Origin of the sequence: Micromonospora sp. ANENR4, from assembly GCF_015354395.1 — a bacterium.
GTDB lineage: Bacteria > Actinomycetota > Actinomycetes > Mycobacteriales > Micromonosporaceae > Micromonospora > Micromonospora aurantiaca.
The window spans coordinates 64,699-82,440 of record NZ_JADKYQ010000003.1; the positions used below are offsets into that span (position 1 = coordinate 64,699).

Below are 17,742 nucleotides of genomic sequence, written 5' to 3' on the forward strand. Positions count from 1 at the left end.
GCCGCTCAGGAGGCCGCCAGCCGGGCGTAGACGTCGCCGGAACGACCGGCCGGGCGGTACGTCTCCAGCAGGCGCACCAGCTCGGCCGCGTCCAGCCACCGATCACTGGCGAACCGCATGGTCTCCACGGGCGAGTAGTTGTAGCGGTAGCCACCCGCCGACGCGCCCAGCCGTTCCACCAGCTCCAACGCGGCCAGCGCGGAGTCGTGCGCGGGCGGCAGGTACTCGAACGACAGCCCGCGCACCGGACGGCTCAGCCCGGCCAGCACGTCGACCTCGAAGCCCTCGACGTCGACCTTGCAGAACGCCGGTACGCCGTGCCGCTCGATCAGGTCGTCCAGCGTCACCACCGGCACCTCGACCGACCGGTCCCAGCGGACCCCGGCGAAGCTCGGATCGGCGGTGACCGACTCGATCCACGACGACGACATGGTGGACACCGTCGGAGTCGCGCTGGACAGCTCCAGCCGCGCGCTCCCGGACCGGGCGCCGACAGCCGTCGGCTCGATCGTCACGTCGGCGTCCCGCCCGAAGCCCAGGCGCAGCACCCGCAGGCAGTCCGGCTGCGGCTCCACCGCCACGACGCGCGCGCCCAGCCGTCGCCAGGTGCGGACCCGGCCGCCGACGTGCGCGCCGATGTCGAAGCCGAGGTCGCCGGGGGAGAGGAACTGCCCGTAGAGCTGCCGGGCACGCCGGTGCTTGGCCGGCTGTCCGTGGTAGACGGCCAGGGAACGGGTGATCCCCCAGGCCCGCGCGAGCATCGTCACGACATCCCTAACTGTGAGTGGTGGACTTCGGTCCGAACGCGTGCAGGAACCGGTCGCGGAACGACTCCATCGGCCAGACCGGGGCCTGCGGGTCGGGGTTGAGGCCGTCCTGCCAGCCCCACCCGGCGATGCGGTCGAGCACTGCCGGGTCCTTGGCGACGACGGTGATCGGCACGTCCTTGCCGGCTCCCTCGCCGGTGACCGCCCGGGCCGGCTGGTGGTCGCCGAGGAACACGAGCACCAGGTTCTCGTCACCGTAGCGCTGCACGTAGGAGATCAGCGTGCGCAGCGTGTAGACCACCGACTGCCGGTACGCCTCCCGGGTGCCCTCCGCCGAGCGGTCGGCGCGCGCGGTCCCCTTGTACACCGAGCCGTCGCCGACGTCGTCCCAGTCCACGAGCGGCGGCACCGGCGTCCACGGGATGTGGCTGGACAGCAACGGGATCTCGGCCATCACCGGCGCATGTCCGGGTCCGCGCTCGCGGCGCTGGAACGTCGACAGCGTGTACTGGTCCGGCGGTGAGGAGAAGCTGAACAGCGGCCCCCGGTAGCCGAGTTCCTTCACCCCGTACACCTGGTCGGGGGAGAAGAAGTCGGCCTCCGGCCAGGCCCGGGTGAGTGCCGGCATGACCAGCGTGGTCCGCCAGCCGGCGCGCTTGAACGCGCCGTTGAGGGTCAGGTGGTCGCTGCGGACCAGGTTGGTGTAGCGCAACTGGTTGTCCGCCCGGATGCCGCTCATCAGGGTGGCGTGCGCGAGCCAGCTTCCGCCGCCGGTGGTGGACGAGGTGAGGAACGCGCTGCGGCTGCCGTATCCGGCCGCGCGCAACTGCCGGGTCCCCTCGTCCAGGACGGCGTCCACCTCCGGCGCGAGGTCCGGGTCCTCCAGCGCGACCCGGCCGTAGCTCTCCACGAACGTGAACAGCACGTCCTTGCCGCGCAGCGCGGTCAGCAACTCGTCGCCCGGCACGTTCTGGAACGGGTCGCCGGCGAGCTGCGTGTTCAGCGTCTCCTGGTCGTTGAGGCCCGCCCGTACCTGCCGGGCCCGGTCGTAGAGACCGGACGCCACCGTGTCGGCGGCGACCGGGACGCCCGGCACGATCTGTGCGCCGAGCACGGCGCAGACCACCCAGGCGGCGGCGAACGCGGTGGTCGCGCGCGCGGTGACCCGCCGGTGGCCGGCCACCACCCGGGTCAGCCGCCGCACCGACAGCGTCACCAGCAGCGGTACGGCGAGGACGGCGACCACGGCCAGCGCCACCGCGCCCACCTCGGCGGTCCGGCCGTACGACTCGGACAGGAACTCCGCGCCCGCGCCGAGGAACGTCCAGTCGGCGATCAGGTCGAAGGGGCGGTCCAGCACCAGCGAGAACCCGAGGTCGGTGACCTTGAGGACGAGGACCAGACCGAGCAGCGCGCCGAGGATCGTGGCCACCACCCGGCGCGGACGCGGCGGCAGGACCAGCAGCAGGGCGACGCCGATCAGCCCTTCCACCGGGATGCGCAGGAACGCGCGGGGGGTGAATTCGTTGACCTCGCTCGGCGCGACGAGTGCCACCAGCACGAGCACGGCAGCCAGCGCGGTGACCATCGCGGCGAGCACCCGCCGGGTACGCCGGCGGCCGGTCTGCCGGGCGTCGGCTGTATCGGCGTCCGGGGCGCCGCCGTCCTCGCGTGTGTCGGTGTCCGGAGTGGTGCGGTCCGGGACCCGGTCGCCCTCGGTCGTGGTGCCGGCGTCGTCGTCCGCCGCGCGGGACAGGTCGGTCACCGGTGCCGACCGCCGACCTCGGCGGGCTGCCGGGCGATCCGCACGCCCGGCGTCCACTCGGGCCGGTGACCCGCCGGTGCGGGGGAGACCGGCGCGGCCGGGAGCGCGCGCGGCGCCGGCCGTACGCGGTGCCGCCACAACCAGGCGACGTCACGGCCGAACGACTCGACGAGCATCGCGAGCGCGCCGAGAAGCACCGCGACTGCGAGCAGCCGGGGCAGGACGCCCGCCGCCACCACCGCCAGCGCGATGCCCTGCGTGGCGGCCACCACCTTGCGCCAGTAGCGCGGCGGCAGCGAACCGCGCATCCAGGGCAGCACCCAGCCGGCGGCGACGAAGACGTACCGCATCGCGCCGATCACCAGCACCCAGGCGCCCACCTGGTCGGCGACGTATCCGCAGAGGACCAGGACCAGGAAGGAGTCGACCTCCATGTCGAACCGGGCCCCCAGCGCGCTCACCGTGCCGGTACGCCGAGCCACCTGCCCGTCGACCCAGTCCAGCGACAGCGCCACCGCGCTCAGCACGACGAGCACCGGCACCACGATCGGCTCGCGGAACGAGTCGACGGTCAGCGCGGCAACGCCACCGGCGAGCGTCGCCCGGGTCAGCGTCACCCAGTCCGCAGGCCCGAGCCGGTCCGCGCCCGAGCGGCGCAGCCCGTATCCGAGCGCCGCGACCATCACCACCCCGAAGAGCAGACCGGCAAGCCAGCCGTACGCGCTCAGGCCGACCGTGCCGGCCAGGGCCGCGAGTACGCCGACCTGGAGAATCGCCCCCGCGAATGGATCAGTTCGAAGTGCGGACACCATGCCTCCGAGGTAGACGTCACGAACCACACGTGTGTACGGAGAACATGCCCGAACAGTTCGTTCTGATACCGGAAACGCGCCAGCAGAAGTAGCGGCACCGGCAGCTCCGCACGTTTGTTTGTTTGCACGTAAGTACGTACTTCCGTACTATCGCTGCCGTGGCAAGCGTGGAGGAACGGCTCGCGGCCCTGGAGGCCCAGGTGGCCCGGCTCGTCGGCGAGCGGGACGCCGGAGCCGGCGCGGCGACCGGCGAGGTCGCGCCGGCCGACGCCCTCTGGGCGCTCGGCGGCCTGAAACAGCGGATACCCGCCGACGGCACCGGGGCGGTGCTCTACACCGGCACTGTCCGCACCGGGGACCGGCACTACGACTGGCAGTACGGCTCCACAGTCGACGACCTGCTCGACGACGACTGGGCGGCACTGGCCGGCACGCTTACGGCGCTGGCGCATCCGGTGCGGCTGCGGCTGCTGCGGGAGATCCTCGGCGGGCGGCACGGCACCGCCGAACTGGCCGACCTCGACGGGCTCGGCACCACCGGTCAGCTCCATCATCACCTGCGGCAACTCGCCGCCGCCGGCTGGCTGCGCAGCGGTGCCCGAGGGCGCTACGACATCCCGCCCGAGCGGGTGGTGCCGCTGCTGGCCATCCTCACCGCAGCCCGCCGCTGATCCGGACATCCACCCCGACGGAAGGCAGCACCATGCGTACCCCGATCGTTCTCGCCGTCGCCGCCGGCCTCGCCGCCACGGCCGTGGCCGCCGTCCGGAAGCCCCGGCCACCGCGCCTGGGCCCGCAGCAGACAGGCGACGCGGACCTGGCCGCGACGGTCCGAGCCGCCGTCGACGACACCGAAGGGCTGCGCGGCCTCGCGGTCGCCGTGATCGAGGGCGACCGGGTCCGCGTCGCGGGCCTCGGCGAACGGGCGCGCGGCGGGCCGGCCGTCGAACCGGGCACGCCCTTCGAGATCGGCTCGATCGCCAAGCCGCTCACCGGGATGCTCCTGGCCCGGCAGGTGGCGGCCGGTGCGGTCGACCCCGACGACCGGCTGGCCGCCGTCCTGCCCGGCGTGACCGGTCCGGCCGGCGGCGTCACGCTCGCCGAACTCGCCAGTCACCGGGCCGGGCTGCCCCGGCTGGCACTCGACTCCACGGGTGCGACGATCCGCATGTGGTGGGCGGCGTCCACGGCCGGAAACGCGTACGCCGGCTACGACGTGGACCGGATCGTCGCCGTCGCCGCGAACACCGAGCCGGGCGGAGACCGCGGCACCGTCTCCTACTCGAACTTCGGCGCGGCGCTGCTCGGCCAGGCGCTGGCGGCCCGGGCCGGCGTCGGCTACCCGGAACTGCTGCGCCGGGACGTGCTGGGTCCGCTGGGCATGACCGCCACGCTGGCCGCCACCGAGGCCGGGCACCTGCCGGCCGGGCGGGCCGAGGGCGCCACCGCCGCCGGCCGCGCCGCCGACCCGTGGCTGGGCGCGGGCTACGCCCCGGCCGGCGTCGGAATCTGGTCCACGGCCGAGGACCTGGCCCGGCTCACCGCCGCGATGCTCGCCGGCACCGCCCCCGGCGCCGACGCCGCCATGCCCCGCTTCGACGCCGGGGACGACGGCCGGATCGGGTACGGCTGGTTCACCAGCCGGCACGGCGACCGGGAGATCGTCTGGCACAACGGGGGAACCGCTGGCTTCCGGGCGATCCTGGGCTTCGACCGGGCCGCCGGCCGGGGCGTGGTGGTGCTCGGCAACACCACGCGCGACGTGGACCCGATCGGCCTGCGACTGCTCGACGGCTGAGGTGACGCGGCGGTCAGCGGGCCCGGTCGGCGGTGTCCTCGTCGCGCCGGGCCAGCGCCGAACGGCGGTAGCCGTACAGCGCGTAGACGACCGCGCCGAGCAGGAACCAGGCGCCGAACCGCAGCCACGTCACCGGGTCGAGGAACGTGATCAGCCAGATCGAGAACACCACGCCGATCGCCGGCACCACGGGCATGCCGGGGAGCCGGAACGTCCGCGGCGCGTCCGGGCGGCGGTAGCGCAGCACGATCACCGCCACGCACACCACCACGAACGCCAGCAGGATGCCGATGTTCGTCAGCTCGGCGGCCTGCCGGATCGGCAGGAAACCGGCGATCAGCGCCGAGCCGACACCGACGATCCAGGTGACCCGGGTCGGCACCCGGCGTACCGGGTGGACCTTGGCGAACCAGCCGGGCAGCAGCCCGTCCCGGCTCATCGAGAACCACACCCGGGTCACGCCGAGCATGAACGTGAACATCACGGTGAGGATGCCGATGATCGCCCCGACCGCGATCACACTGGCCAGTCCGGAGAGCCCGACCGAGGCGAACGCGGAGGAGAAGCCGCTCTCCGGGTCGATGTCCCGGTAGTTCTGCATGCCGGTGAGCACCAGCGTGGCCAGCACGTACAGCACCATCGAGATGACCAGCGACCAGATGATCGCCTTGGGCATGTGCCGGCGGGCGTCCCGTGACTCCTCCGCGGCGGTGCTCATCGCGTCGTACCCGAAGACGGCGAAGAAGACGGTGGCCGCGCCGGTGATCGCGCCGCCGACGCCGAACGGGAAGAACGGCGAGTAGTTGGCGGTCTTCACGTGGAAGAAGCCGACCACGATCACCAGCAGCACGACGGCGACCTTGAGGCCCACCACGAACGTCTCGAACCGCGCGGCGGCCTTGATGCCCCGGGTCAGCAGGAACGCGATGAGCAGGCAGAGCACCACCGCGAACAGGTCCACCCGGTGCCCGTCGCCGGTGCCGGGCGCGCCGAGCATCCAGGCCGGCAGGTCCGCGCCCAGCTCGTTGACGAGGAAGCCGAAGTAGCCGGAGATGCCGATGGCCACGACGGCGACGATCGCCGTGTACTCCAGCAGCAGGTCCCAGCCGATGAACCAGCCGACCGCCTCGCCCAGCACCGCGTACCCGTAGGTGTAGGCCGACCCGGCCTTGGGGATCATGCCGGCGAACTCCGCGTACGAAAGCGCGGCGGCGGCGCTGGCCAGACCGGCGATCAGGAACGACACCAGCACGGCCGGGCCGGCGGTCTCGTTCGCCACCGCCCCGGCCAGCGCGAAGATGCCCGCGCCGATGATGCCGCCGACCCCGATCGCGGTGAGCTGCCACAACCCCAGTTCGCGGGAGAGGCCCGCGTCGGTCTCGTCGGCGATCTGCTCGACCGGCTTGCGCCGGAAGATGCCCTGTCCCACGGCCATGCCGGTTCCTCCCGTCGCACCGACGTACTCCGGCCGGGCCGCCGCCGTCCGGCGAGCCGCACCCGTATGGACGAACGTAGATGCTCGGCGCGAAGATCGCAGCGCGACCGCGGCGGTCAGCCCGGCGGTGGGCCGGCCACCAGCCGCCAGTACTGCCGTTTGCCCTCGTCGCGGACCACGACGCCGAGCCGGGCCAGCTCCCCGTGCAGCTCCCGGGTCTCGGCGTCGTGGCCGCCGTCGAGCGCCCGCTGCCGGGCGCGTAGCAGGGCGTCCGCGCCGGGCGGCAGGCCGGGCAGCCCTTCCACCCACCGCCGGTACGCGTCCCGGTGCGGGTCCTGGCCGGTCCACGGCCAGCCCTGCCTGGTGAACGCCTCCCGCAGCCGCTCGGTGTCCAGGTCGGACTTCTCCCGGGCCAGCTCGCCACCGGCGGTGTCCAGCAGCACCAGTGCCTTTCCGTCGACGAACACCCCCGCCACGTCGGCGCGGGCCAGCTCCCGGCCGTGCCCGTCGCGGTGCAGCCGTACCGTCCGGTGCCCGACCGTGACGGTCAGCCGCTCGCGGACCGCCACCACCGCCAGGAACAGGCCGCCGAGCAGGCCCACAGCGGCCCCGATCGGGTACGACCGCTCGTCCGGCCACCGGGCGAGCAGCTCGAACAGGCCCTGGAACGGAAACCAGGACAGCCCGGCGATCCAGCCGGACAGCGCGGTCAGCCCGGCGCCCAGACCTGCCCCCAGCAGCGGGAATCCCGCCCACATCAACACCAGCTCGCCGCGTCCGCCGTCGACCACGACGTCCTCGCCGGGTTGCCGGGCGGCCACGGTCAGGACACCTCCCGGCGCATGGTGCGGACCAGACCGGCGACCAGCGGCAGGAGCACCCAGACGGCGAGCGAGACGCCGAGCCGGCCCCACTGCCCGCCGGTCATCTCGGCGCCGAGCAGCGGCTCCATCGTGTACGAGGTGTCCAGCCAGCGGGCCGGCTCGCGCAGCGCCGAGATCATCGCGGCGAGCAGGCTCCACACGGTGGGCAGCAGCAGGTAGGCGACGATCGCCAGCGGCGTGTTCAGCAGCAGCAGGCCGAAGGCGGCGCCCATCAGCACGTTCACCACCTGGAACACGGCCGCGTGCGGCAGCAGTTGCCAGTCGAACGTCCAGGCGCCCGCCCCGCCGGTGGCGCGGGCGGCGAGCGTGCCGACGGCGGCGACGGCCAGGCTGACCAGCACCGAGGCGAGCGCGGCGAGCACCACCGCGACGAGTTTGGCGACGATCACCCGTTCCCGGCGCGGCACCAGCGCAAACGTGGTGAGCGCGCTGCGCTGCGACCACTCCCCGGTGATGGAGAGGATGCCGAGCACCGGCAGCAGCAGCCCGACCGGCAGCAGCGACGGGGTGAAGAAGGCGGTGAACGTCTGGTCGGCCGCGTCCACGACGAACAGCTGCACCACCACGATCACGGCGGCGATCAGCCCGATCGTGATCAGCAGCCAGCGTCCGGCCCGGGTGTCGGCGAGCTTGCGCAGTTCGACGGCGGTCAGCCGGGCCAGCGTCGGTCCGGCGACGGCGGCCTCGGGACGCGGCGGCGCGGGGGTACGGGTGGCGGTGGTCATCGGACGGCCTCCTTGGTCGACGCGCCGGCGGTGAGGGTGAGGAAGAGTTGTTCCAGGCCGCCGCTGCCGGCCGGGCGCAGCTCGGTGAGGACCAGTCCGGCGTCCGCCGCGGCCTGGCCGACCTCGCCCGGCTCGGCCCGGACCACGAAGCCGCCGTCGGTGCCGGCGGTGGCGGGCAGCGCGGCCCGATCCAGCGTCAGGCGCAGGGCGTGCGCGTCGCGGGCCCGCACGAGGGTGCCGGCGCCGGCGAGCAGCTCGTCCTTGCCGCCCTGGGCGACCACCCGGCCGCCGCCGATCACCACCAGCCGGTCGGCCACCGCCTCCACCTCGCGCAGCAGGTGCGAGGAGAGCAGCACCGTGCCGCCCCGGTCGGCGAAGTCGCGCAGCAGGCCGCGCATCCAGAAGATCCCCTCCGGGTCGAGGCCGTTTGCCGGCTCGTCCAGGATCAGGACCCGGGGGTCGCCCAGCAGCGCCAGCGCCAGGCCGAGCCGCTGCCGCATGCCCAGGGAGTACGCGCCGACGCGGCGCCGGGCCGCGGTGTCGTTCAGGCCGACCTGGTCGAGTGCCGCCGCCACCCGACCTCGGTCCACGCCCATGGTCCGGGCGGCGAGCGTGAGCGTCTCCCGGCCGGTCCGCCCGGCGTGCTGCGCCGAGGCGTCGAGCAGCACGCCGATCTCCCGCCCCGGGTTGGGCAGCTGCCGGTAGGGGCGGCCACCGACTGTGGCGCCGCCCGAGGTGGGCGGCGTCATCCCGCAGATCATCCGCATCGTGGTGGACTTCCCGGCGCCGTTCGGCCCGAGGAAACCGGTCACCGAACCCGGTTCGCACCGGAACGTGACGTCCTCGACGGCGGTGTGCGGGCCGTACCGCTTGGTGAGCTGGTCGACTTCGATCATGCCGTCGAGCCTGCCGGGGCCACCCGGTCACGCGCTGCGGCCGGCGGTCGGCGCCGCCGTCGACCTCGGTTCACCGCAGGCGTCGACTTTGGTAGCTGGTAGCCGGGCCGGAAGGCTTCCTAGCATGGACTGGTGACCAGCGCCGCCGTACCCGATCATCCCTGGCTCCTGCCGGGCTCCCTGGTGCCCGCCCGAGCCGCCCGGCGGACGCCGCGGGACTGGTTCGTGGACAGCGTGGTGTTCGTGATCGCGATCCTCTGGGTGTTGCTCGCACACGGCGACGTCACCAGCGCCACCCCGGAGTTCGGGCTCAACGCCGGTCCGGCCTGGTTGGAGGAGGTCGACGTGCTCGTCGGCCTGCTCGTCAGCGGTGCGCTCTGGCTGCGCCGGCGCTGGCCGGTCGGGCTGGCGGTGGCCACCGCGCCGCTGGCGCTCTTCTCGGTCACCTCCGGCGCGGCGCTGCTGATCATCACGTTCACCGTGCTCGTGCACCGGCCGCTACCGGTGGGCCTGGCCCTGGTCGGCTGGAATCTGCTGAGCCTGCCGGTCTACCTCGCGGTCCGGCCCGACCCGACGATGCCGTTCTGGGGCTCGGTGATCTGGACCGCGTTGTTCATCTGCGTGGTGGTGGCGTGGGCGCTGTTCGTCCGCGCCCGCCGCCAGCTGGTGCTGTCCCTGCGGGACCGGGCCGAGCGGGCCGAGGCCGAGCAGCAACTCCGGCTCGACCAGGCCCGGCAGCTCGAACGCGGCCGGATCGCCCGCGAGATGCACGACGTGCTCGCCCACCGGATCTCCCTGCTCAGCCTGCACGCGGGCGCGCTGGAGTTCCGGCCGGACGCGCCGCCGGAGGAGGTGGCGCGGGCGGCCGGGGTTATCCGGGCCAGCGCGCACGCCGCGCTCCAGGACCTGCGCGAGGTGATCGGCGTGCTGCGGGCCGAGGTCGGCTCCGAGGCCACGCCGGAACGGCCGCAGCCCACGCTGGCCGACGTGCCCGCGCTGGTCGCCGAGAGCCGCGACGCCGGGGTACGGGTCGCCGTGGTCGACGAGGTGATCGAGCCGGAGGCGGTGCCCGCCGCGATCGGGCGCAGCGCGTACCGGATCGTGCAGGAAGGGCTGACCAACGCCCGCAAGCACGCACCGGGCGCGGTGGTGACGGTCCGGCTCGCTGGCGGCCCGGGGGACGGGCTCGCGGTGGAGCTCCACAACCCGTGGCCGGTGGGCGCGTCGCCCACCGCCATTCCCGGTGCCGGCACCGGGCTGGTCGGGATCGCCGAGCGGGTCACGCTCGCCGGTGGCCGGCTCGAGCACGGGCGGGACGCCGACGGCGGGTTCCGGCTGACCGCCTGGCTGCCCTGGGCGGCGACCCGGTGAGCGCGCCGGTGCGGGTGCTGATCGTCGACGACGACCCGCTGGTCCGAGGCGCGCTGTCGATGATCCTCGGCGGCGTACCCGACCTGGCGGTGGTCGGCGAGGCCACCGACGGCGCCGAGGTGCCGGCGGCGGTCGCCGCGTACGCCCCGGACGTGGTGCTGATGGACATCCGGATGCCCCGGGTCGACGGGCTGGCCGCCACCGAGGCGCTGCGTGCCACAGCGGAACCGCCCGAGGTGCTGGTGCTCACCACGTTCGACGCCGACGAGCAGGTGCTGCGTGCGCTGCGCGCCGGGGCGAGCGGCTTCCTGCTCAAGGACACCCCGCCGGCCGAGATCGTGGCGGCGGTACGCCGGGTCGCGGCGGGGGAGGCGACGCTGTCCCCGGCGGTGACCCGCAAGCTCATCGCGCACGTCACCGGTACCGCGCCGGTGGCGAGCCCGGACCCGAAACGGGAGCGGGCGGTACAACTGCTCGACGGGCTCTCCGAGCGGGAGCGGGAGGTCGCGGTGCTGCTCGGCCGGGGCCGCACCAACGCGGAGATCTCCGCCGAGCTGTTCATGAGCGTGGCGACGGTGAAGGCGTACGTGTCGCGGCTGCTGACGAAGCTCGACCTGAACAACCGCGTGCAGGTGGCCCTGCTGGTCCAGGACGCCGGCCTGGTCTGACGCGCCGCGTGGCGGGATTGAACTGCTGCCGTTTCCCGGCCGTACCAGTGGTCGAGGATGTGGTGCGGCCGTTCCGCCGTACCGCTGCCGAGCTGCGGGAGGCCTGCCGTGCGAGTTGGTGAGCAGTCGACGGATCCCATCGACCAGATCCTGGGCGAGGTGCCGGTACCGGCACCGTTGACCCCCGAGGACGTCCGCCTCGCGGTCCGGGCGGTGGTGGTGCATGCCGCCGAGGAGTGGCCCGCGGGGCCGAAGTGCCGCAACGACGGGTCGTCGTTCCCCTGCCGGTTGCATCGCTGGGGCCGGCGCGTGCTGGAGACACACGGTCTCAACGACCGTCAGATCGACGCGCTGATCCGGCACGGCAACCCGTTCGTGCACGTGCCCTTCCCGTTCGTGCTGACCGGGCCGTCCGGCGCCCGTCCGGGCCCGGGGCAGGTGGCCCGCCCGGCCGGACAGGTGACGCGGCCGGGCGTACCCGGTCAGGCCGGCCGGCCCGTGCCGGGGCAGGTCGCCCGTCCCGCCGCCGCGGCTCAGGCGGCGCGCGGTCCGGTCCCGCGGGTCGCCGCGCCACCGGTGCGGCCCGGTCTGCGGCCCGTCGCCGCCCGGTCGGCTCCCACCGCCCGGCCCCGCTGGCCCCGGGCGAGCTGACCCCCGCCGCCCGGTTCCGGGCGGACCGCCTGCCTCCGGGCCACCGGCCCGGGGTGAGCTGACGCCCGGCGCCCGGTTCCGGTCGCGTAGACGCCCCGTCGCGGAGCGGCGTCGGTCGTGCCGGAGCATGCCGACGGCGGCCCGGCCGGGGAGCCCCCACCCCCGTGCCGGGCCGCCGTCACCGCCTCACTTGACTCCGCAGTCCGGGGCGGACCAGTCCCTGGTGTTCGCCACCTTGTCCCGGTTGTTCTCCCGCCGCGAGTCCACGTGCGTGTGGTCGTCGTGGTCCGGGTAGCCGGGCCCGTAGATGCCGCTAAAGCCCTGGTCACGGGCGGATCGGGCGATGTCGCAGAGGCTGCGGTGCTTGGCGATCAGGTCGGCCGCGGTGCCGTAGAGGTGCTGGCTGTCCGCGGCGCCGCCGACCTGCCGGTTGCAGGCGATGCTGCGGAACCCGCTGGTCACGTAGAGCGGCTTGTCGCCGAGGCTGCGCCGCAGCGCCTCCAGCTTCCACATGGTGCGCAGCGCGTTCTCCCGGGTGGCCGACGAGGAGAGCGGGCCGCCGGCCCACCCGCCCTTGCCGCAGCCGTTGTCCAGCTCGGCGTAGCTGAAGTGCTTCGGCGTGCAGTCGCTGTCCTTCTGCAGGTCGTAGATCTTGGCGAACGTCTGCGGTCCGGCCACGCCGTCGGCGCGCAGCCCGTACGCGGCCTGGAAGCGCTTGACCGCGGCGGCCGTCTCCGGGCCGTACACACCGTCGACCCGGACGATGCCGCCGTACGCGGCCCAGCCGGCCACCCGGATCTGGAGCTGCCGGACCTCGGCGCCGGAGCTTCCCTGGGACAGCGTCCGCTTCCAGGTGTAGCAGCCGTCGGCGTGCGCCGGTGGCGCGGCCACGACTGTCGCCACGGCGGCGCCGGGCAGGGCCAGCGCGAACGCGACCGCCGCCCGCTTCAGGGTGTTGACGCGCACAGAGTCCTCCTGATGTCAGAGCGGAACTGGGATGGGACGGGCACATCGACCGGTACGTCCCGTCTCTCTCACCGTGACAGGTGCGAGGATTCTTCGTGGTGATTAGCCGAAATTGTTCTCACATCGGTCGTTTGCTGGATATCAGCTGTGAATACTGCCTGTTTGCGTACGCGCCGCCGGGTGTCGCCCGTCGGAGGTGAGCGGTAACGTCTGCTCCCGGACCCGGGCGGCGACCTCGACGGGCGGGGAGGTGGGCGTTGGCGCGTGGCGGCGTGTTCTGCGTCGAGGGGCAGTGGCACCGCGACCTCAACGAACGAGGATCCGTCCTGCCCACGCTCGACCTGCTCGAACGACTCGGCCGCATCCGCTACATCCACAAGGACGCGGCCACCCGTGACGAGCTGTTCTACTTCGTCGACAGGTGGCTGCTCAAGCAGTACGCGGACCACCGGGTGGGCTTCTTCGCCATGCACGGCGAGCCGAGCCGGCTCTGCCTCACCGACTGGGACTCGGTCGAGCTGTCGGACGTGGCCGAGCGGATGGCCGGCCGCTGCGAGGGCCGCCGCCTCTACTTCGGCAGCTGCTCGGTGCTGCGTGCCTCCGACGCCACGCTACGCGAGTTCCTCGACGTCACCGGCGCGGCCCTGATCTGCGGCTTCACCCGCGAGGTGGACTGGGTCGAGTCGGCCGCCTTCGAGACGGTGCTGCTCGACGTGCTCGCCAACGGTCAGCGGCACAACGCCGCCGAGGTGCGGATGCGCTCGGCGCACTGGGCACCGCTCGCCGCGTACCTCGGTTTCCGGGTCATCTACGCCAACGGCCGCGCCTGGCGGCCCTCGGCGCGCCCGCGCGTGCCGGAGCAGGTCCCGGCGCAGCGGTCCGCAGGGCGTCCACGCTGAGAACGACGGGCGTGCCTGGTAGAACCGAGGGCATGGCACGCAGCATCGCGAAGAACACCCGGGTCGACCGGGACGCCCTGATCGAGTTCCTCCGCCCCCGCCACCACGTCGTGCTGATGACCACCCGCTCCGACGGTCGTCCGCAGTCCTCCCCGGTGGCCTGCGGCGTGGACGCCGAGGGCCGTCTGGTGATCTCCACCTATCCCGAGCGCGCCAAGGTCGCCAACATCCGCCGCGACCCGCGCGTCTCCGCGTGCGTGCTTTCCGACGACTGGAACGGCCCGTGGGTGCAGGTCGACGGCGTGGCCGAGGTGCTCGACCTGCCCGAGGCGCTGGAGCCGTTGGTCGAATACTTCCGCAGCATCTCCGGCGAGCACCCCGACTGGGACGAGTACCGGTCGGCGATGGTCGCGCAGGGCAAGTCGCTGATCCGCGTCACGATCGAGTCGTGGGGTCCGATCGCCACCGGCGGCTTCCCGGCCCGGCTGGCCGACTGAACCGGTACGCGCCGGGTCAGTACGCGACGGTGAACCGGGCGTTGCCGAACCGGGGATCCTCGATCTCGTCGACGATCGCCACCGCCAGATCCTCGTAGGTGAGCACCGAACGGCCCTGCGCGTCGGTCACCGGGTGGTCGGTGCCGGTGCGGTAGTGCCCGGTCCGCTCACCCGGGTGGAACTCCAGCGGCGGCGGCGAGACGTACGTCCAGGTCACCCCGTCCGCGCTGGTGCGGTAGAACTCCAGCGCGTCGGCCTGGCCGTGCGCCGAGTCCCGGTACTCCTCCGGGAAGTCCGGCTCGTCCAGGTAACGGGTGCCCTTCGGCGTGAGCAGCGTCGAGCCGCCGCCGACGTGGATCACCCGCGGTGGGTCCGGCAACTCACGCAACGTGTCGACCAGCGTCCGCGCGGCGTCGCGCCACAGCTCCCGCTCGCCACCGCCGATGGCCACCACCAGCACGTCCGCATCCTCGGCCAGTTCGCGTACGCTCCGCGCCGAGGTGGCGTCGCCGGTCACCGTGCGTACGCCGGGGGGTAGATAGCCGACCGCCTCCGGACGCCGCACCGCCGCTGTCACCCGGTGCCCCCGCTCGACCGCCTCGGCCGCGATCCGCGAACCTGCCGTCCCGCCGGCGCCGAACACGACGATGTCGCTCATGCCTCACAGGCTAGGCAGCCCACCGGGGGACGGCGGGACGTTCCGCCGAACCGGCTCAGTCGACGATCGCCGAGTAGACGAGCTGGCGCAACTGGCTGCGCAGCGGGTACGTGCTCGACGGCATCAGCTGGGTGAACAGCAACGCGGTGACCTCCTCGACCGGGTCCACCCAGAACGCGGTGCTGGCCAGTCCGCCCCAGTAGAACTCGCCGACGCTGCTCGGCACCCGCGACGGCACCGGGTCCAGCACCACCGCGAAGCCCAGCCCGAAGCCGATCCCGTCGAGGATCGTCTCGGCGAAGCCCTCCGGCGAGAACGACGCCAGGTCCCGGTTGCCCGGCAGATGGTTGCGGGTCATGAAGCGCACCGTCCGCGGCCCGAGCAGGCGCACGCCGTCCAGCTCGCCGCCGCGCAGCAGGAACTGGGTGAACCGGTGGTAGTCGGCCGCCGTGGAGACCAGCCCGCCGCCGCCGGAGTGCCAGGTCGGCTCCGCCAGCGCGGCCCGGCCCACCCCGTCGGCGCGTACCGCCTGCCCGGTCGCCGGGTGCGGGGCGTAGAGCGCGGCCAGGCGCTTCGCGTCCGCCGCGTCCACCCACCAGCGGGTGTCCGTCATGCCCAGCGGACCCAGGATCCGCTCGGCGAAGAACGCGTCCAGCGACTGCCCGGAGATCACCTCGACCAGGCGGCCCAGCACGTCGGTGGAGACGCCGTAGTTCCAGCTCGTGCCCGGCTGGAACAGCAGCGGCAGCCGGGCCAGCCCGGCCGAGGCCGCCGCCAGGTCCGCGCCCGCCGGCACGCCCAGGTCGAAGCCCGCCGCCCGGTACAGGCCGTCGACCACCGAGACCTGGGCGAAGCCGTACGTCAGGCCGGCCGTGTGGGTGAGCAGGTGCCAGATCCGGATCGGCTCGACCGCCGGCACGGTGTACGGCTTGAGCACCGAACCCCGGTCGTAGACGCGCACGTCGGCGAACTCCGGCAGCCAGCGGCTGACCGGGTCGTTCAGCTCGAACCGGCCCTCCTCCCAGAGCATCATCGCGGCGACCGAGGTGATCGGCTTGGTCATCGAGTAGATGCGCCAGAGCGTGTCCGGCTCGACCGGCGTACCGGCCTCCCGGTCCCGCAGCCCGTACGTCGAGGAGTGGGCGATCTCGCCCCGCCGGCTGACGACGATCTGCCAGCCGGCGAGCCGGCCGTCGTCGACGTACCGGGCGAAGTGATCGTCGATCCGCGCCAGCCGGGCGGGATCGAAGCCGACGTGGCCGGGGTCGGTGCTCACCGTGACACTCACGACCGCGAACCTACCCGCCGGTACCCGCGGCCGGGAAGTGTCACTAGGGTCGGTGGCATGCCCGAGCCGGTCGAGGACGTCACCTACCGCCAGCAGGACTGGTACGCCGAGGAGCTGGCCGACCGGCACTTCGTGCGGTGCGAGTTCTTCCACGTCGACCTGACCGAGGCGGTCAGCCGCGGCGCGGTCTTCACCGACTGCGTGTTCGGCAACGTGGCGTTCAACGCCTCCCGGCACACCGACTCGGCGTTCACCAGGTGCTCGTTCAGCAAATGCAACCTCTTCGAGGCCGAGTTCACCGGCTGCAAGCTGGTCGGCAGCACGTTCGACCGCTGCGACATGCGCCCGCTGCGCGTCGACCGGGGCGACTGGTCCTTCGTCACGCTCGCCGGGGCCGACCTGCGCGGGGCGCGGATCACCGACGTACGGATGCGGGAGGTCGACCTGACCGGCGCCGACCTCACCGGCGCGACGCTGACCGGCGTGGACCTCTCCGGCGCCCAGCTGCACGCCGCCAAGCTGATCCGGGCCGACCTGCGCGGCAGCGACCTGTCCGCGCTCGATCCGACGGCGGTGCAGCGTTCCGGCGCCCGGATCGACGCCGAGCAGGCGGTGATGCTGGCCCAGGTGCTCGGTTTCCAGGTGGGCTGAAAAGGCGCCGCGGGTTGTCAGGTTTTCCGGACACACTCGGGCACATGACATGGTGGTCCGATCTGGTGACGGCGGAGCCCGAGTTCGCGGCGCGGGTGCGCGCCCGCTTCGCGGTCCGCAAACACGGCACGATGGCGACACTGCGGCGGGACGGCTCCCTGCGGATCAGCGGCACCGAGTTCGACTTCGGCGACGACGGACAGCTGCGGCTGGGCAGCATGGCCGGCGCGCTCAAGGCGCGTGACCTGCTGCGTGACCCTCGAGTGGCGCTGCACAGCCCGACCGAGGACACCCCGCCGGACGACCCGTCCGCCTGGGACGGGGACGCGAAGATCGCCGGCCGGGCGCACGAGGAGCCGCCCGCCGAGGACGGCTCGCACCGCTTCCGGATCGAGCTGACCGAGGTGGTGCTCACCCGGGTCGGCGACCCACCCGACCACCTCGTGATCGAGAGCTGGCACCCCACCCGAGGCCGCCAACACCGAACCCGCCACTGACCCGCCGCCCGCCGCCCGCCCGCGCCTGCTCCCGTCGCCCGCCCGCGCCTGCTCCCGTCGATCATGAAGTTGACGGCACTCCGTGCCCGAAATGTCCCCGCCAACATCATGATCAACGGGGTTTGCGAGGGCGGGTGCGTCTGCCGCGTCGGGCCGGGGGAGATCTTGGTAGGAAATGGCCCCTATGGGGGCCATATTCTTCCAAGATCTTGTCCGCGGGAGGGGCTGGCGGGGGGTGGTGCGTGGGAATTGCGGGGGCCGATGACCTTCTCCAAGATCGCGTTCTGTGTCATCCTCCCTACGGCGAGCCACGGGGCCGGGCCGCTCGCCGCCGGTGGCCGAGGAGGGTCGGTGGCTGAGGACGACATCGCGCGGACCGGAATCCGAGTCGGGGGTTGGCTGCCCACGCCGGACGAATCGACGGACGCGCCCGAGCGCCCTACCGGTCCACGCCGCCTGCCCGGGGACACCGACCCCGGCGCATCCCGGCCGGTGATGCCCCCGGACGTCGAGC

General features: G+C 73.4%; 19 protein-coding genes. 9 read left to right on the forward strand and 10 right to left on the reverse strand.

Annotation, left to right across the window (positions count from 1 at the left end):
- Positions 1 to 5: 5 nt before the first annotated feature.
- From IRY44_RS06205 to IRY44_RS06215, 3 genes are read right to left on the reverse strand one after another with little or no spacing between them, the layout of a single operon-like run.
- On the reverse strand, positions 6 to 761 hold the full coding sequence (locus tag IRY44_RS06205; protein WP_194799822.1) for an FkbM family methyltransferase: 756 nt from the start codon (positions 759 to 761) through the stop codon (positions 6 to 8).
- A gap of 13 nt (positions 762 to 774) precedes the next feature.
- The gene (locus IRY44_RS06210) at positions 775 to 2,532 is read right to left on the reverse strand and encodes a sulfatase (RefSeq protein ID WP_194799514.1); all 1,758 of its coding nucleotides are present in this window, start codon (positions 2,530 to 2,532) and stop codon (positions 775 to 777) included.
- Entirely contained in the window at positions 2,529 to 3,344 is an 816-nt protein-coding gene (locus IRY44_RS06215; RefSeq protein WP_228531609.1) for a CDP-alcohol phosphatidyltransferase family protein, read from the reverse strand. Before IRY44_RS06215 ends, IRY44_RS06210 begins: the two co-directional genes overlap by 4 nt.
- Positions 3,345 to 3,502: 158 nt before the next feature.
- Between IRY44_RS06215 and IRY44_RS06220 the strand changes: the two genes are divergently transcribed.
- Positions 3,503 to 4,015, forward strand: a complete 513-nt coding sequence (locus tag IRY44_RS06220; protein ID WP_269696211.1) for a helix-turn-helix transcriptional regulator — start codon at positions 3,503 to 3,505, stop codon at positions 4,013 to 4,015.
- 32 nt (positions 4,016 to 4,047) lie between these two features.
- Complete coding sequence (locus IRY44_RS06225) at positions 4,048 to 5,142, forward strand: serine hydrolase (protein WP_194799515.1); 1,095 nt, start codon at positions 4,048 to 4,050, stop codon at positions 5,140 to 5,142.
- Positions 5,143 to 5,155: 13 nt separating this feature from the next.
- Here IRY44_RS06225 and IRY44_RS06230 read toward each other — a convergent pair whose 3' ends face one another.
- The 4 genes from IRY44_RS06230 to IRY44_RS06245 all read right to left on the reverse strand — a co-directional run bounded on the left by IRY44_RS06230 (position 5,156) and on the right by IRY44_RS06245 (position 9,082).
- On the reverse strand, positions 5,156 to 6,577 hold the full coding sequence (locus IRY44_RS06230) for an amino acid permease (RefSeq protein WP_194799516.1): 1,422 nt from the start codon (positions 6,575 to 6,577) through the stop codon (positions 5,156 to 5,158).
- A gap of 116 nt (positions 6,578 to 6,693) precedes the next feature.
- On the reverse strand, positions 6,694 to 7,398 hold the full coding sequence (locus IRY44_RS06235; RefSeq protein WP_194799517.1) for a hypothetical protein: 705 nt from the start codon (positions 7,396 to 7,398) through the stop codon (positions 6,694 to 6,696).
- A gap of 2 nt (positions 7,399 to 7,400) precedes the next feature.
- The gene (locus tag IRY44_RS06240; protein WP_194799518.1) at positions 7,401 to 8,186 is read right to left on the reverse strand and encodes an ABC transporter permease; all 786 of its coding nucleotides are present in this window, start codon (positions 8,184 to 8,186) and stop codon (positions 7,401 to 7,403) included.
- Complete coding sequence (locus tag IRY44_RS06245) at positions 8,183 to 9,082, reverse strand: ABC transporter ATP-binding protein (RefSeq protein WP_194799519.1); 900 nt, start codon at positions 9,080 to 9,082, stop codon at positions 8,183 to 8,185. The genes IRY44_RS06240 and IRY44_RS06245 overlap by 4 nt, the downstream gene beginning before the upstream one ends.
- Positions 9,083 to 9,214: 132 nt before the next feature.
- Between IRY44_RS06245 and IRY44_RS06250 the strand changes: the two genes are divergently transcribed.
- The 3 genes from IRY44_RS06250 (at position 9,215) to IRY44_RS06260 (ending at position 11,772) form a co-directional block, all read left to right on the forward strand.
- Positions 9,215 to 10,453: a sensor histidine kinase gene (locus IRY44_RS06250; protein ID WP_194799520.1), complete on the forward strand. Its 1,239-nt coding sequence runs from the start codon at positions 9,215 to 9,217 to the stop codon at positions 10,451 to 10,453.
- The gene (locus tag IRY44_RS06255; protein ID WP_370584885.1) at positions 10,426 to 11,121 is read left to right on the forward strand and encodes a response regulator; all 696 of its coding nucleotides are present in this window, start codon (positions 10,426 to 10,428) and stop codon (positions 11,119 to 11,121) included. Before IRY44_RS06250 ends, IRY44_RS06255 begins: the two co-directional genes overlap by 28 nt.
- 108 nt (positions 11,122 to 11,229) lie before the next feature.
- Complete coding sequence (locus IRY44_RS06260) at positions 11,230 to 11,772, forward strand: hypothetical protein (RefSeq protein ID WP_194799522.1); 543 nt, start codon at positions 11,230 to 11,232, stop codon at positions 11,770 to 11,772.
- A gap of 186 nt (positions 11,773 to 11,958) precedes the next feature.
- On the opposite strand, the gene IRY44_RS06265 is transcribed toward IRY44_RS06260, so the two are convergent.
- Positions 11,959 to 12,738, reverse strand: coding sequence for a D-Ala-D-Ala carboxypeptidase family metallohydrolase (locus tag IRY44_RS06265; protein ID WP_194799523.1), 780 nt, complete (start codon positions 12,736 to 12,738; stop codon positions 11,959 to 11,961).
- Between the two features lie 257 nt (positions 12,739 to 12,995).
- On the opposite strand from IRY44_RS06265, the gene IRY44_RS06270 reads away from it, so the two are divergent.
- The gene (locus tag IRY44_RS06270; RefSeq protein ID WP_194799524.1) at positions 12,996 to 13,637 is read left to right on the forward strand and encodes a hypothetical protein; all 642 of its coding nucleotides are present in this window, start codon (positions 12,996 to 12,998) and stop codon (positions 13,635 to 13,637) included.
- A gap of 32 nt (positions 13,638 to 13,669) precedes the next feature.
- Entirely contained in the window at positions 13,670 to 14,134 is a 465-nt protein-coding gene (locus IRY44_RS06275) for a PPOX class F420-dependent oxidoreductase (protein WP_030272926.1), read from the forward strand.
- A 16-nt stretch (positions 14,135 to 14,150) separates the two neighbouring features.
- On the opposite strand, the gene IRY44_RS06280 is transcribed toward IRY44_RS06275, so the two are convergent.
- Positions 14,151 to 14,792, reverse strand: a complete 642-nt coding sequence (locus IRY44_RS06280) for an NAD(P)-dependent oxidoreductase (protein WP_194799525.1) — start codon at positions 14,790 to 14,792, stop codon at positions 14,151 to 14,153.
- Between the two features lie 55 nt (positions 14,793 to 14,847).
- Positions 14,848 to 16,080: a serine hydrolase gene (locus IRY44_RS06285; RefSeq protein WP_194799526.1), complete on the reverse strand. Its 1,233-nt coding sequence runs from the start codon at positions 16,078 to 16,080 to the stop codon at positions 14,848 to 14,850.
- Positions 16,081 to 16,137: 57 nt separating this feature from the next.
- Here IRY44_RS06285 and IRY44_RS06290 point away from each other — a divergent pair, with 57 nt between their 5' ends.
- Positions 16,138 to 16,731 (forward strand): pentapeptide repeat-containing protein, encoded by a 594-nt coding sequence (locus IRY44_RS06290; protein ID WP_194799527.1) that lies wholly within the window; start codon positions 16,138 to 16,140, stop codon positions 16,729 to 16,731.
- Between the two features lie 44 nt (positions 16,732 to 16,775).
- The gene (locus tag IRY44_RS06295; protein ID WP_194799528.1) at positions 16,776 to 17,228 is read left to right on the forward strand and encodes a pyridoxamine 5'-phosphate oxidase family protein; all 453 of its coding nucleotides are present in this window, start codon (positions 16,776 to 16,778) and stop codon (positions 17,226 to 17,228) included.
- The last annotated feature ends 514 nt before the right edge of the window (positions 17,229 to 17,742 follow it).

Excerpts from the sequence above, each read along its gene's own strand:
- IRY44_RS06205 (WP_194799822.1), bottom strand. The coding sequence starts at position 761 with ATGCTCGCGCGGGCCTGGGGGATCACCCGTTCCCTGGCCGTCTACCAC.
- IRY44_RS06215 (WP_228531609.1), bottom strand. The coding sequence starts at position 3,344 with ATGGTGTCCGCACTTCGAACTGATCCATTCGCGGGGGCGATTCTCCAG.
- IRY44_RS06225 (WP_194799515.1), top strand. The coding sequence starts at position 4,048 with ATGCGTACCCCGATCGTTCTCGCCGTCGCCGCCGGCCTCGCCGCCACG.
- IRY44_RS06230 (WP_194799516.1), bottom strand. The coding sequence starts at position 6,577 with ATGGCCGTGGGACAGGGCATCTTCCGGCGCAAGCCGGTCGAGCAGATC.
- IRY44_RS06240 (WP_194799518.1), bottom strand. The coding sequence starts at position 8,186 with ATGACCACCGCCACCCGTACCCCCGCGCCGCCGCGTCCCGAGGCCGCC.
- IRY44_RS06245 (WP_194799519.1), bottom strand. The coding sequence starts at position 9,082 with ATGATCGAAGTCGACCAGCTCACCAAGCGGTACGGCCCGCACACCGCC.
- IRY44_RS06275 (WP_030272926.1), top strand. The coding sequence starts at position 13,670 with ATGGCACGCAGCATCGCGAAGAACACCCGGGTCGACCGGGACGCCCTG.
- IRY44_RS06280 (WP_194799525.1), bottom strand. The coding sequence starts at position 14,792 with ATGAGCGACATCGTCGTGTTCGGCGCCGGCGGGACGGCAGGTTCGCGG.
- IRY44_RS06290 (WP_194799527.1), top strand. The coding sequence starts at position 16,138 with ATGCCCGAGCCGGTCGAGGACGTCACCTACCGCCAGCAGGACTGGTAC.
- IRY44_RS06295 (WP_194799528.1), top strand. The coding sequence starts at position 16,776 with ATGACATGGTGGTCCGATCTGGTGACGGCGGAGCCCGAGTTCGCGGCG.